Origin of the sequence: Chlorogloeopsis sp. ULAP01 (assembly GCF_030381805.1) — a bacterium.
Taxonomy (GTDB): Bacteria; Cyanobacteriota; Cyanobacteriia; order Cyanobacteriales; family Nostocaceae; genus Chlorogloeopsis.
The window spans coordinates 439,421-453,248 of record NZ_JAUDRH010000002.1; the positions used below are offsets into that span (position 1 = coordinate 439,421).

General features: G+C 43.0%; 12 protein-coding genes. 7 read left to right on the top strand and 5 right to left on the bottom strand.

The window, feature by feature from the left end; all coding sequences use genetic code 11:
- Positions 1-64: 64 nt before the first annotated feature.
- On the bottom strand, positions 65-1,468 hold the full coding sequence (locus tag QUB80_RS05565; RefSeq protein WP_289788490.1) for an MATE family efflux transporter: 1,404 nt from the start codon (positions 1,466-1,468) through the stop codon (positions 65-67).
- A gap of 315 nt (positions 1,469-1,783) precedes the next feature.
- Here QUB80_RS05565 and QUB80_RS05570 point away from each other — a divergent pair, with 315 nt between their 5' ends.
- From QUB80_RS05570 to QUB80_RS05590, 5 genes are all read left to right on the top strand, one after another.
- Positions 1,784-2,713 carry a helix-turn-helix domain-containing protein gene (locus QUB80_RS05570; protein WP_502875277.1) on the top strand — a complete coding sequence of 310 codons (930 nt, stop codon included), beginning with the start codon at positions 1,784-1,786 and terminating at the stop codon, positions 2,711-2,713.
- Between the two features lie 295 nt (positions 2,714-3,008).
- Complete coding sequence (gene hemC / locus QUB80_RS05575; RefSeq protein ID WP_289788491.1) at positions 3,009-3,980, top strand: hydroxymethylbilane synthase; 972 nt, start codon at positions 3,009-3,011, stop codon at positions 3,978-3,980.
- A gap of 138 nt (positions 3,981-4,118) precedes the next feature.
- The gene (gene glgA, locus QUB80_RS05580; protein ID WP_289788492.1) at positions 4,119-5,552 is read left to right on the top strand and encodes a glycogen synthase GlgA; all 1,434 of its coding nucleotides are present in this window, start codon (positions 4,119-4,121) and stop codon (positions 5,550-5,552) included.
- A gap of 533 nt (positions 5,553-6,085) precedes the next feature.
- A complete protein-coding gene (locus QUB80_RS05585) occupies positions 6,086-7,003 on the top strand; it encodes a M23 family metallopeptidase (protein ID WP_289788493.1) in 918 nt (305 codons plus the stop codon).
- Between the two features lie 215 nt (positions 7,004-7,218).
- Positions 7,219-7,887 (top strand): peptidoglycan-binding protein, encoded by a 669-nt coding sequence (locus tag QUB80_RS05590; protein ID WP_336622308.1) that lies wholly within the window; start codon positions 7,219-7,221, stop codon positions 7,885-7,887.
- Positions 7,888-7,977: 90 nt separating this feature from the next.
- Here the strand turns inward: QUB80_RS05590 and wecB are convergent, their stop codons facing one another.
- From wecB to QUB80_RS05610, 4 genes are all read right to left on the bottom strand, one after another.
- Positions 7,978-9,093, bottom strand: coding sequence for a non-hydrolyzing UDP-N-acetylglucosamine 2-epimerase (wecB, locus tag QUB80_RS05595; RefSeq protein WP_289788494.1), 1,116 nt, complete (start codon positions 9,091-9,093; stop codon positions 7,978-7,980).
- A gap of 273 nt (positions 9,094-9,366) precedes the next feature.
- Positions 9,367-9,741: a hypothetical protein gene (locus tag QUB80_RS05600; RefSeq protein ID WP_289788495.1), complete on the bottom strand. Its 375-nt coding sequence runs from the start codon at positions 9,739-9,741 to the stop codon at positions 9,367-9,369.
- A 353-nt stretch (positions 9,742-10,094) separates the two neighbouring features.
- Positions 10,095-10,682, bottom strand: a complete 588-nt coding sequence (locus QUB80_RS05605) for a hypothetical protein (protein ID WP_336622310.1) — start codon at positions 10,680-10,682, stop codon at positions 10,095-10,097.
- Positions 10,678-11,043 carry a Rieske 2Fe-2S domain-containing protein gene (locus QUB80_RS05610; protein WP_289788496.1) on the bottom strand — a complete coding sequence of 122 codons (366 nt, stop codon included), beginning with the start codon at positions 11,041-11,043 and terminating at the stop codon, positions 10,678-10,680. Before QUB80_RS05610 ends, QUB80_RS05605 begins: the two co-directional genes overlap by 5 nt.
- A gap of 430 nt (positions 11,044-11,473) precedes the next feature.
- Here QUB80_RS05610 and QUB80_RS05615 point away from each other — a divergent pair, with 430 nt between their 5' ends.
- Both QUB80_RS05615 and QUB80_RS05620 read left to right on the top strand, forming a co-directional pair.
- On the top strand, positions 11,474-12,787 hold the full coding sequence (locus QUB80_RS05615) for a type IV pilus twitching motility protein PilT (RefSeq protein WP_289788497.1): 1,314 nt from the start codon (positions 11,474-11,476) through the stop codon (positions 12,785-12,787).
- Between the two features lie 205 nt (positions 12,788-12,992).
- Positions 12,993-13,748 carry a circadian clock KaiB family protein gene (locus QUB80_RS05620; RefSeq protein WP_289788498.1) on the top strand — a complete coding sequence of 252 codons (756 nt, stop codon included), beginning with the start codon at positions 12,993-12,995 and terminating at the stop codon, positions 13,746-13,748.
- The last annotated feature ends 80 nt before the right edge of the window (positions 13,749-13,828 follow it).

The window sequence follows — 13,828 nt, forward strand, 5'->3', positions numbered from 1 at the left end:
TTGTTAATAAGGAGAATCACGGTAAGCTCCCCGACTTCTCACCAGAAGTCGGGGAGCTTAGTTTTTATTCTCCCTCTGCCTTCTGCCTTATTTTCAGAGTAGCCATATGTGCAGAAGTTAGCTTGTGAAAGCGCCATAAAAAAATCACTCCTGCGATCGCCACTCCGATCGACTGTCCGATCCACAATCCAACACCCCCAAGAGCAAAGTAGAATCCGAGCAGATAGCCGCTAGTTAACCCTACACCCCAAAATGCCAGTAAACTTAGCAGCATTGGTACACGTGTATCTTGAAGTCCATATAATGCACCCATAGCTGTTTTTTGTACACCATCCAACAGTTGAGCCAAGGCTGCAATCATCAGCATTGATACTGCCAGTTTGAGTACGTTGGCATTTTCTGGATTACGAATATCCAAATATATTCCAACCACTTGCTGGGGATACGCGAGCATTATAATTCCTGTTAGTGTCATAAAAACTACCGCCATCGAGATACTGATATACCCTGCTCGTCGCGCACCCTCAAGATTTTGCTGTCCAAACCATATACCAACTCTAGCAGTCGTAGCAAAAGACATACCCAGAGGCACCATGAAAATCACAACAATAGTTTGAAAGACGATTTGGTGTGCCGCCAATACCTCGGTTCCCAATAAACCCATTAGATAAGTGATAACTATAAACAGCCCAAATTCCAAGGTAATAGTTACTGCGATCGGTACTCCAACCCACACCAACTTCTGGAGAATTTGTGGTGTCAGGCGATGAAAATTCTGTAAGAATCGGTAATCCTTGAGTTGCTGATGTGTGAACGTGTAGCCAAGTAAAAGCAAGAACATCACCCAGAAACTGAGTCCACTTGCCAAACCTAATCCTGCCAGTTCCATCCGTGGAAATCCAAACTTGCCGAATCCTAAAACGTAATTGCCGATAACGTTGACGAGTGTTCCCACAATAACAATAGTCATCACTGGGCGGGCTTGAGAGAGTGCAGAAACATAACTTCTGAGCATAGCAAACCCCAAAGCTGGAAAAGTTCCCCACAAAATGAAATCTAAATATCTATCTGCTAGCGCCACAGTTTGTTGTGCTTGCCCAAAAAGAATCATTACTGAATCGAGATGCCCAATCAGGAACATCATAGGGATTGCAAAAAGTAGCGAAAGCCATAGCCCTTGACGTGCAATCTGCTCGATTTGCGTTTTTCGACCTGCTCCGTAAGCTTCAGCAACAAGCGGACTCACTGCCATCAAAACGCCGCCGATCGTATTGAGCAAAAACTGAAAGGTAATCGATGCTAATCCACCTGCGGCTAAAGTTTCCTGCCCCAAATGCCCCATAATCAGAGTATCTGCAAATCCTACAGCAGCTTGGGCAACTTGAGCACTTGCTAAAGGAACAGCGAGTTTTAGGAATTCTTGGATTTCGATTCGGATATTCGATTTAGCAAACGTTTTAATTGCCATGAAAGTGCCTCTTGGCTGTAAATTTGATTCATAACTTAGAATTTAAAAAAAATTAATAATTTCTGACTACTCAAAACTTGCGTAACTCTCAAAATCTTGCGGCGAGTTGTAAAAGGGACTGGGGACAGGTGATTGGGGACTGGGTACTGGGAAGAATCTCTTCCCCCAAACCAAGCGTCACGAGTCCCCAGTACCCTTTTTCCAGTACCGGGAGCGGCGTTATAGAATCCACCAATCAGAACATTTGGTGGGCGACTCCTCGCCGCTACCTGTTGAGTCTGAAAAGGCTCTGATCCCAAAAGCCCTGAAACTTTAGTGTACAGAAAGCCCGATCGCCAGATGCAAGCATTAACACCCCCATCCACAAAGATGGTTCATCTGCCAAACAACGAACTCCATCCTCCAATCTATTCCAGTGAACCCCAGGGTTGGAAAAACATTGTGATTGAAGAATTTTGCCAACCACCGGGACAGGAGACGTACCAAAGTCAAACAGAGCACACAATCTGCATATCTCTGAACAATCGTCCGTCTCGTCTGTTACAAGTAATGGGCGATCGCCGCTATACTGGTCTTTTCACTCAAGGTGATATCGCCATCGCTCCTGCTGGAGAGTTGTTCTTTTGCCGATGGAGCGAACAGGACAAATACTTGCGTATCCGGATTGCCTCGCAGTTTCTCCAACAAGTTGCCCAAGAAGCCTTGGAAATTAATCGCGATCGCACAGAATTGTTGTCAGAGTTTCGAGTTCGCAATCCCCAAATTGAAGCGATCGCCATGATGCTCCTGATGGAACTGAAAAATGGAGGGCTAGCAGGACAGCTTTATGTTGAATCGCTAACGAATGTACTAACCGTGCATTTACTTAGAAATTATTCTGCTGTCCAACCTTATGTTACTTCAGATTATGGAAAATTAAGCGATCGCCAGCTAATTCAAGTTACTGATTACATCAGCGATCATCTGGCTCAAGAGATCAAACTCTCTGACTTAGGTAAATTGCTGGGCATGAGTCAATTTCACTTCGCTCGACTTTTCAAGCAATCAATTGGAGTAACACCTCACCAATATGTGCTTCAGCAACGGCTAGAACGGGCAAAGCACTTACTCAAACAAACAGAACTACCAGTTATGGAAATTGCTATGTTGTGCGGTTTTAGTAGTCATAGCCATCTCGGTAAATGGATTCGACAGCACACAGGAATGGCTCCTAAAGACTATCGTTTAAAAGGGAATAGGGAATAGGGTTGGAATAACAGGGAAATTCCAGTCACAAGTACCTGTAGATTTAGAAGGGAATGGCTTCTATATTTTCTGTGAATTCTACTCTTTGGGCTGGGTGTGGCCGAGCGGAAAATACAGCAGATTTCAATTTTGTGACCGTGGCTAGAACTTTTTTCAAAAATATTACTGTAAAGAAACGTAAAGCTCAGAAAGAATAAACTTGATTGCGATCGCGCCTACTGAAACACCGAAGCGTCACTCACTGCGGTAGTCTAGATCGAAGTGACTTTATCTCTGCTTTTTGACATACTGCTTTATGACCTCAGTTGTTTCCAGCCCCCCCCGCACTATTCGCATTGGTTCGCGCAAAAGCCAACTTGCTCTTGTTCAGACTTACTGGGTACAAGAACAACTTCAAAAAAGTTTTCCTGATATTACTTTTGAAGTCCATACTATGTCCACCCAAGGCGACAAAATCTTAGATGTAGCCTTAGCCAAGATTGGTGATAAAGGATTATTTACCAAAGAACTCGAATTGGGGATGATCAACAAGGAGATTGACTTTGCTGTTCATTCTCTCAAAGATTTGCCAACTCGCTTGCCAGAGGGGTTAGTTTTGGCAGCAGTTACCGAAAGGGAAAATCCCGCCGATGCTTTGGTGGTACATGAAAAATATAAAGATAGGCAAATTGATACTTTGCCGGAAGGCGTGGTGATTGGTACTTCTTCTTTGCGGCGACTAGCACAGTTACGGCATCGATTCCCCCACTATACCTTTAAAGATGTACGTGGCAACTTAAACACGCGCATGGCAAAACTCGATGCGGGTGAATACGACGCTCTAATTTTAGCAGTAGCTGGATTGCAGCGCTTAGAAATGGGCGATCGCGTTCATCAAATTATCCCCAAGGAAATTTCCTTACACGCCGTTGGACAAGGGGCATTAGGTATTGAATGTCGTGCTGAGGATGCAGAATTGATATCTCTCCTAAAAGCGATCGAACATCCCGAAACACGCGATCGCTGTTTGGCAGAACGGGCTTTCTTACGAGAACTAGAAGGTGGTTGTCAAGTTCCCATTGGTGTAAATACTGAGATTCAGGGTAGTACTTTAACCTTAACTGGTATAGTCGCCAGTGTGGATGGTCAAAAACTCGTTCAAGATACCGTCAGTGGGGAAACCACCGATGCTGAAAAACTAGGCACAGAGCTAGCAGAGCGCTTACGTAATCAAGGAGCGCAAGAAATTTTAGACGAAATTTTTGCCCAGATCCAGCGTGGTTCTTGAGATTGAACACCAGCAAATGTGATTATATGAAGAAAGATTTCAGTGGCTGAACATTTCTCAAGACGCGTTAGTCAGCGACTGATGTTTTGCCAAATGAAATTGAACATATAGGCAGAATCGGGGGAAACACTAATTACCATGCGGATTCTATTTGTTGCAGCTGAGGCAGCTCCCATTGCGAAAGTTGGAGGTATGGGTGATGTAGTTGGGGCGCTACCAAAAATCCTGAGAAAAATGGGGCATGACGTGCGGATTTTCCTGCCTTACTACGGCTTCCTGCCAGATAAAGTGGAAATTCCCAAAGAGCCGATTTGGAAAGGATATGCAATGTTCCAAGACTTTGCAGTTTACGAAACGGTTCTGCCTGGTACTGATGTCCCTTTGTACTTATTTGGACATCCAGCATTTTCGCCTCGCCGCATCTACTCTGGAGAAGATGAACACTGGCGCTTCACCTTATTTGCCAATGGTGCGGCTGAATTTTGCTGGAATTACTGGAAGCCGGAAATTGTCCACTGCCACGATTGGCACACGGGTATGCTTCCTGTGTGGTTGCACCAATCTCCTGATATTACCAGCGTGTTTACGATTCATAACCTAGCTTATCAAGGGCCGTGGCGTTGGTATTTAGAGAAAATTACCTGGTGTCCCTGGTATATGCAAGGACACAATACAATGGCGGCTGCTGTGCAGTTTGCTGACAGGGTAACTACAGTTTCTCCGACTTATGCCGAACAAATCAAAACAGCTGCCTATGGTGAAACCCTAGAAGGTTTGATGTCGTTTATTAGCGGCAAGTTATCTGGGATTCTCAACGGTATCGATACGGAAGTCTACGATCCAGCAACTGATAAATATATTGCCCAAAAGTTTACTACCGATACCCTTGAAAAACGCAAAGCCAACAAAATTGCTTTGCAAGAAGAAGTTGGATTAGAAGTCAATTCCGGTGCCTTTTTAATGGGTATAGTGACGCGGTTAGTAGAGCAAAAAGGTATTGATTTGATATTGAATATTCTGGATCGGTTTATGTCCTATACCGATGCTCAGTTTATAGTTCTGGGAACTGGCGATCGCTACTACGAAAGCCAATTGTGGCAGATGGCATCCCGCTTCCCTGGACGGATGAAAACTTACCTACTCTATAATGATGCCTTAGCTCGCCGCATTTATGCCGGTTCTGACGCTTTCTTAATGCCCAGTCGATTTGAACCCTGCGGAATTAGCCAAATGATGGCTTTGCGCTATGGTAGCGTACCAATTGTTCGCCGCACTGGCGGGTTAGTTGACACCGTATTCCACCACGATCCAACTAACCACACAGGTACTGGTTATTCTTTTGACCGCTATGAACCATTAGATTTGTTCACCTGCATGGTGCGAGCTTGGGAGGGCTTCCGCTATAAGGATTACTGGCAGGAGCTACAAAAACGTGGCATGAATCAAGATTTTAGTTGGTATCAATCTGCTAAGAAATACGTCAAATTGTATCGCTCAATATTTGGCTTACCTGAAGAAGAAGAAGTGATGCAGGAGCCAGAATTAACTGCAACTGAGTCGATCGCTAAATAGCAGAATTTTCAACTAAATCTCAAACAATATCAGCATTAATTTACAGCTCATGGTAGTTATTATTCATGAGCTTTTTTTTGCGATCGCTTTTTCAAAACAGTAATTTTATTCTTCAATTTTATTCTTCTGTCTTTTGCCTGAGGTAGATAAATAAAATACAAGCTATACCAATGGTGCAGTAGTGATTCTAATTAGCCACCATAAACTGCATACAGAAGAGGACAAGGTGACAAAGAGCAGGAGTGTGAGCTACGTTCTTTCCCCTCATCTCCCCCTCCCTTGTCCCAAATTCCCTTCTGACTTGAAAGAGCAGGGGAAGCTGGGGGAGAGAAACACTTTCATGCAAGGCTTGTGAAACTTGTTTCATTGGGACTACCTCCCGCCTCCAGCATAGCTGCCTTCTACTGAAACACTTGCCAATTAGATAACTTGACGGTTGTAGTTTTACTAGTCTAATACTGAAACAACGCGGAACCAAACACTGTCTAATTGCCGAATACAACCTGAACCATTGTTATGTAAATTTTGCAGCCATGAAAAAAGCCACCCTTTCTCGATTCCATACCTATGGCTTAGTAGGGTTAGGAATTTTCTGTAGCATCATATTAAGTACAAGTTCTTCTGTTTTAACTAAAACACCAAACCATACTTCTAGGCAACAAAAAACTATTCCTGCTTCTGAGTTTATTTGGCCTACTCAAGGCATTGTTTCTCAAGGTTTCCGTAAATATAGTCATGAGGGAATTGATATCGCTGGTGCATCCGGAACTCCTGTTGTCGCTGCCGCATCCGGTACAGTAATTAAAGCTGGTTGGGATGATTGGGGGTTAGGTAAAGCCATAGCAATTAAGCATTCTGATGGCAAAGTCACAGTCTACGGTCACAATAGCCGCCTTTTAGTGAGTAAAGGTAAACAAGTTACTCAAGGTCAAATTATTGCTGCCATGGGTTCTAGTGGTAACAGTACAGCGCCTCATCTGCATTTTGAAATACACTCTCATGGTGGTTTGGCAGTTGATCCCTCTAGCCTATTATCATCTACTATCGCTGGCAAAACACCACCACAGCAGATTGCTAATTCTGCTTCTAAAAAAGTAGCTCCTCAGGTAGTCTCCTCACCCACAGTTTCGCCCTCAAAACCTATTCCTGTGGAAGTTTTACCCAAGAGTACTAATACAGAATGCAACGGTAACACAGTAATTCAAGGAGAGACAGCAAATGCTTTTGTGAAAGTTTGCCAAGAAAATGGTCAATTATTTTACATCGGGCAATTAAAACAGGAACCAACGAAGCCGATCAGATTACAAGCTATCAACATTGACACAACTAAATATCGGGCAGACAATGGTAGTTTTTCTTACTTTGTTACACCAAATGGAGTGGAAATTTGGCGAAATGGTAGTCTAGTGCGCTCGGATCATTTTTACACCGCAAAGCGATTACCTAGCTAAAAAGTTTTCTATCTTCAAAATGGGCAAATCTTAACATTTTCAAGACTACATGACCTTTTTTGATAGGTAAATTTGCATATAGTCATTATTGCGTCAGGATAGTGCTCATTTTTCATCCGGACATTTGTTAACAAACTTATGTTTTCTTAATCCAATTCTAAATAAAAATCTCGTATGATTATTACGTAATTTAAATTACACTCAAGCAATTCTCGGTGAAAAGCGAAGCAGATCTCCGCTTTAACTTGGTATTGTTTAGTAAGGAGGTTATTTTGGAGTATCTTGCTTATTCAGAAATGGCTCTTGCCAATGCAGAGCCAGATTTAGACATTAAGCTTCGGCTACCCGAAATTCAGTTCAAGTTTAATTGGCATAACAGTCTCAAATCTGCTGGATTAGTTTTCGCTAGCTTAGGAGTTTTATTCTCACTTTTAGCTCCAATTCAAGAAGTTTCAGCAGCATACTATGGCCCTGGCGTATATTATGTCAGAACACATGGTCGTTGTCTAAATGTTCGCAATGGGCCAAGTCTTCATTTTCGATCTGTTGCTTGTTACAGAAATGGTTCTCGACTGCCACGGGTTGTGGGATACAGGAATGGTTTTGCCCGGCTGTCTACAGGTAATTATGTTGCTTCCAATTGGATTAGTACTAGACCTGGCAGTTGGCATACTCCTGGTTTAGGAGTAGGTGGTCGGTATTTTCTCAGAAGAGGCTCTAGAGGCCCAGCAGTGGCAGCAGTTCAAAGAGCTTTAGGAATAAGGGGAACTGGATACTATGGCCCTGTAACTGCAAATGCCGTCCGAAATTTCCAAGCAAGAAATGGTTTACTTGTGGATGGAATTGTTGGGCCGCAAACACGAAACGCATTAGGAATATACTAGCGGCACTATTTGTTCAGTTAATTCTGGCTGCCTATATAGTAGACAGCAGACAGAAATATTTTTTTGCCTTCAGCGTAGCTGCCTTCTATTTCAAGTCCGCCCCAAGTAATTTTGCACAATTTGCAAAATTCGCTCTGCTGCATAACCATCCCCAAAGGGATTTATTGCGTTTGCCATTGCTTCATAGGCAGTGGGGTTACTTAAAAGTTCAGCAGCAGTGGAGACTATCGTCTCTGGTTTAGTTCCCACAAGTTTAGCTGTACCAGCAGCAACAGCCTCTGGCCTTTCTGTCGTTTCTCGCAGAACTAAAACAGGTTTTCCTAGACTGGGTGCTTCTTCCTGCAAACCACCAGAGTCTGTAAGTAGCAGATGCGATCGCATAATTGCTCCCACTAGTTCTGCATAATCTAAAGGTTCAGTTAAAAAAATTCGAGGATGATTCCCTAAAATTACTTGTAATGGCTCTCTTACCGTAGGATTGCGGTGTAGTGGTAACACTAATGCTGTATCAGGAAACTTGTCTAGTATCTGTAAAAACCCTTCAGCAATTCCTTGTAGTGGCTCTCCCCAATTTTCACGCCGATGTACAGTTGCTAGTAAGACACGATATTTTTCCCATTCCATCCCAGGTATATGACAGGCTGGTTCACTCCTCGCCACATTCAGCAGTGCATCAATCACCGTATTACCTGTAAGATGAATTTCGCCCAAAACACCAGAACGCTGTAGATTTTCTACAGCCAACGGCGTTGGTGCAAAGTGTAACTGAGTTAGTTGCGAAATCAACCGCCGATTAGCTTCTTCTGGATAAGGATTGAATAAGTCATCAGTTCTTAAACCAGCTTCTACATGCCCTACAGGAATTTGTTGATAAAATGCTGCCAAAGTAGCAGCAAATGCCGTAGTAGTGTCTCCTTGAACTAGCACTAAATCTGGCTTGCTTTGTTTAAATAATTCTTCCAGCCCTCGTAAGCTGCGGCAAGTAATATCAGTTAAAGATTGCTGTGGCTGCATGATCTCTAAGTCAAGATCCGCCTTTAGCTGGAACAGCTGCATAACTTGCTCAACCATCTCGCGATGCTGTCCAGTCAAAATTACCTGCGTCTGGAAACCTGGAGACTTTTGAAATAGTTGAATCACCGGAGCTAGTTTGATGGCTTCCGGACGAGTACCCAAAATAATGTAAATGCGCTTGTCAATAGTCATTAGTTAATGGTCATTGGTTAATAGTCACTAGTCAATAGTCATTAGTTAATCGTCATTAGTCAATAGTCAATAGTAGGGGCGGATTTTGCTGATTATTGTTCGGCACAAACCGACAATTAATCTTCTAAACCCGCCCGTACTTATTTGTGAGTGGTAAATGCTGAATAGTCAAGGATTAATAACTATAAATAATTGATAAAAATAGACAAAAAAGCATGAAAAAACCCGGTATGACCGGGCAGATGCACTGTTTGTCGAATTTAGCAGGTAGGATTATAGTTTGATGTCACATGTCAACGGGCAAGCGGCATAGACGGTTTTTTGCATTTCTTCTGTTTCTCCATGCAACCAGCTTAACCATTTAACTTCGTTGGGGTGAATTCCCTTAGCAGTCAGCACACCTGCACCAACCACAACCGCCAAAACATTAAACAAAATTAAGCCACCTGCTACAAGCAAAACAGCGCTAACCGGCATTACCGATTGCAATACAATAGACAACAGACATCCAACCGTAGCCATCAAGACAACTAAAGGAAAACCGACAACCAGCAAGCATACTGCCAATGTGAAAGACCATATTAAAAAGCTTTTGAGCATCAACAAAGAGTAACTCTTACCGAAATCAGATGTTTGTGACAAAGTCATGACTTTCTCTCCTAAATACGCAAATTTGATTGGGATTCAGAAGCATATCTGTAGACGTTGATCTCTGAAGGGATCAACAATTAGTGATGTTCAGTATATAAAAACCAATTGATAAGATGAGCATTTATTTAATAAAATTTACAGTTAAAATTTTGTAATTGATGAATAAACACTGATTTTAGGGCTTGACAGAAAACCAATATTTGCCATCTATCTTATGACAGATAAGCTCAAAAGCCCTAGCTAACTAACTACTTCAATAGACTGGCTTTCTAGTGTTCTTAATATTTCTTATAAAAACCAAAGACTATTCTCATAAATTCTAGATGCTACCGAAGGTGACACCCTCTTGTTTAAGCCACTTGCGGTAAGTCACAGATATAGCGATCGCTTGGCAAATGTACCTCTGCTTGCAAGTCCAAAGGGAGGCGTCGTGGTCGCTGCGATTCTACAACGGCAATGTCTTGATTTATAATCTGGTCTTGTCTAGCAACAAAGGCTTGCTCTGGAATGTGATGGAGATAGTTCTCAAGGAGCCAGAACCACAAAACGCACTCTTCCTCATCGATTGGAGTAACCATAAAAAATAAACTCATGAGACTATCATCTTGTGCACGTCGTTGGAAATATCCAACTAAGGGATGACAGAGGTGATACTGAGTCGTAACAAATAACATCAGTGAGTCGGGTTGTCCCAATCTTGTAACCACCTCCCAAACACCGAATTTGAAACTCATACCATATGGATGCAACTCTAAGTCACAATGCCTTACCTCCGGATGATTGGAGTCGGCGAATATTCCTTTATGCACAAAGGCAAAGTGAGCTGGATCGATGAGGTTTTCAACGACACGTAGAGGACTAGACTTGAAGTGGTAAGGGCCGCAGAAAATTTTGCGACAGGAGGAGTCTTCCCAGTCTGGAAATGTAGGTATATTAATATTGCGGTGTTCCTAGACAAACCCAGAGTAGACTGTAGCGTTCTTGAATATGGTAAGTTTGGGTACAAGCTCTTGCAGGGGGCGGATGGTTTGGGCTAGCCGGAACTCGCACGCATTTACCTTTGGTGTTAAAGGCTAAACCGTAGTAAGGACAAACAAGCGTATCTTTCTCTACCCATCCCAGAGAAAGGCGCGCTCCCCGGTGAGGGCAAAAGTCCTGCCAAGCTGGAGTTTTGTCCCCATTGTGCCAAAGGACTAAATCTTCACTTAGTAGACGCTTTTGTAGAACAGTTCCAGGTTGCAAGTCTTGGGAGTGTGCTAAGACATGCCAATTATTGTGTAAAAACTGGTCTTGCACCATGAAAATTGTACCCATCAGGTGAGTAGAGATTATGATAATTATCTCATCACAAAAATTGCAATCAATGTAGAGAAGTATACGCAGTAGGGGTTCCCGAAAATAATTTCGCGTCTCTATTGCTGCAAGACATGAAGCAACGTGAATTACCCGGATATTTTCTGAAAGTACAAGTCTAATTCAAATTAAAAAAATATATTTTTATACCATAAAAACTAGTTATATTCACTAGGCATAGATAGGTAACCTGCTGTGTTAAACATATTAATATAAGCGTTGAGTAAATTGGGAACAGAGGTAATCCTGAGAGAATGTAAAAAAAATATCAGTAATTGAACTTGCCACCCACCACACTCAAAAACGAATTTTTGTATTCACAAAACGCTTCTCTTTACTAGAAAAGTGAAGCTAGTATGCATTTATCAAAAAAATTATGACAGAATCACAAACCCCATCGACTCCGACTATACCTCGCAGCACCCCTCCACTACCCCCACCGCCACCAACGATCGCCACTCAGCGTCAAGCTACCCAAACATTAGATATGTCGGTAGAAAGGAGTACTAATCGTACTGCTCAGTCAGTAGCAGCACCGCCACCACCGCCGGCTCCTTCAACTAATGCCGCCCACCGCCCCGGAACTCCACCCCCCATGCCTAGTTCCGTGCGTCCCAAAACCGTTAGTTTGCAACTAACTTTAGAGCAATTAATTAAGGAAGCTTATGATAAAGGATATTCTGATATTCACTTAGGCGTGGGTGAAGTGCCGCGTTTCCGTAACCGAGGAGAAATGCAGCTTACAGACTATCCCGAAACGGATCGAGAAACTTTTATGAGTTGGATGCGGGAGGTGCTGACAGAGTCAGAAATTCACCGCTTTGAAGAACAGCTGGAATTTGATGGTGCAACTCAGTATGATTTTGCCCGCGTCCGGATTAATATTTTTGATTCCCTCAAGGGTTATGCAATGGTAATGCGGTTAATTCCGTTAAAAATCTTAACCATTGAACAGTTACGTTTACCCCGTGTTTTTCGAGATATTTGCCATTATCACAAAGGTTTGATTTTGGTAACAGGGCCAACAGGTTCTGGTAAATCTACTACTATGGCGGCGATGATTGACTACATCAATAAAGAGATGCCCAAGCACATCATCACCATTGAAGATCCAGTTGAATTTGTTCACAAAAGTCAAAAATCTTTGATCAAACAACGGGAAGTAGGAATGCACACCCGGAAATTTGATAATGCCCTCAAAGCAGCCTTGCGGGAAGATCCAGATTTGATTCTGGTGGGAGAAATGCGGGACAAAGAAACCGTGAACACTGCCCTCAAAGCCGCTCAAACTGGACACTTGGTAATGGGAACCTTACATACCAACAGCGCCGTTAAAACGATTGAGCGTATCCTTAATCTCTACTCAGGTGAAGAACAGGATGCGATGCGCGTAGCACTAGCAGAATCTTTAGTAGCAGTAATTGCCCAAGGATTGTGTCGCACCACTGATGGCAAACGTGCAGCCTTCCACGATATTCTCATTAATACTGATGCAGTTAAAGATTGGGTCAAAGACGGTAAATATGATGAAATTACCGAGCTGATGAAGCAAGCTAGCTTTGACGGCATGATTACTATGAACCAGTCATTGTTTAACCTCTATCAGGAAGGCCGAATCACAGAAGAGACAGCCTTAGAAATGTCACCAACTCCCAACGAAATGGCCCAGGCACTCCGAGGTAGAGTATAAGGTAAGGGTGTCAGGGATTGGGGATCGGGAAGAAGAGGACACGGAGACGCGGGGACACGGAGTTGAGGGAGTTGAGGGAGGTGAGGAAGTAATAAGAGTAAATTCTTCCCCATCTTCCCTATCTTCCCTATCTCCCTCATCTCTCCCCCTCCTCTTGTTTGTCCCCAGTCCCTAGTCCCTAGTCCCTAATCCCCCATTATCAGCCTTGACTCCCGACAAACCACCTTTACCCCAGTTGTTCAAAGGCATTGCCCTGTTTACGCCTGGAGGAGATTTAATTTATTGCATCGATCCTAGTAAACAAGGTCGATGGCATTTGCATTTGTGTGCTACTTTGCAAGAAATTCTAGACTTGCCAGAACCGCCTCACTTTTTAGTGCCTTGTTATACGGCGACTATCGATCATTGGTTAGATCCGCGTACTCAACAAATACGAACTTTTGCTGAAGCTTATCCAGTAGTGATGCGATATCAGCCTGTGTTGAATGCTATTTTTGACACAGGGGATTTGGTTTGGCAAAGCGCTCCGTGGCAAGAGGGATTGTGCGATCGCATGGTTTTAACAAGCTATCGCTCCTCGTTTCCGCAACTGTGGGAAGATCACGATTTAATTTTGCGTTTAGATCCTACTGAAGCAGTCCTATACTATCAACAGACAACGACACAACAGTTACAACTAGACACCCAAGGTTATGTCCTGCGCCTATTTATTGCCGGACATAGTCCTGGTACAGAACGTATTCTCGAAAATCTTCACGAACTGCTAGAAAAGTACCTGGGGCAACCGTACACACTAAAAGTTATTGATGTTTTTACCCATCCAGAACTAGCTGAAGCCAATCAGGTAACAGCAACTCCAACTCTGGTAAAAGTTTGGCCGCAGCCGATTCGGCGTATTGTTGGGAATTTGGATCACGCAGATAAAATTTTACAGATGTTAGGAGCTAAGGAAAAATATTAAGTAGAAGGCAGCTATGCTAAGGGCAGAAGGAAAAAGACTATTTCCGTCAGCTTTTTAGAAGTTGCTATTTTACATTTAAT

Bases quoted from the DNA above. Each gene is read 5' to 3' on its own strand.
- wecB (WP_289788494.1), bottom strand. From the start codon at position 9,093: ATGACTATTGACAAGCGCATTTACATTATTTTGGGTACTCGTCCGGAA.
- QUB80_RS05615 (WP_289788497.1), top strand. From the start codon at position 11,474: ATGACAGAATCACAAACCCCATCGACTCCGACTATACCTCGCAGCACC.
- glgA (WP_289788492.1), top strand. From the start codon at position 4,119: ATGCGGATTCTATTTGTTGCAGCTGAGGCAGCTCCCATTGCGAAAGTT.
- QUB80_RS05565 (WP_289788490.1), bottom strand. From the start codon at position 1,468: ATGGCAATTAAAACGTTTGCTAAATCGAATATCCGAATCGAAATCCAA.
- hemC (WP_289788491.1), top strand. From the start codon at position 3,009: ATGACCTCAGTTGTTTCCAGCCCCCCCCGCACTATTCGCATTGGTTCG.
- QUB80_RS05585 (WP_289788493.1), top strand. From the start codon at position 6,086: ATGAAAAAAGCCACCCTTTCTCGATTCCATACCTATGGCTTAGTAGGG.
- QUB80_RS05610 (WP_289788496.1), bottom strand. From the start codon at position 11,043: ATGGTGCAAGACCAGTTTTTACACAATAATTGGCATGTCTTAGCACAC.
- QUB80_RS05600 (WP_289788495.1), bottom strand. From the start codon at position 9,741: ATGACTTTGTCACAAACATCTGATTTCGGTAAGAGTTACTCTTTGTTG.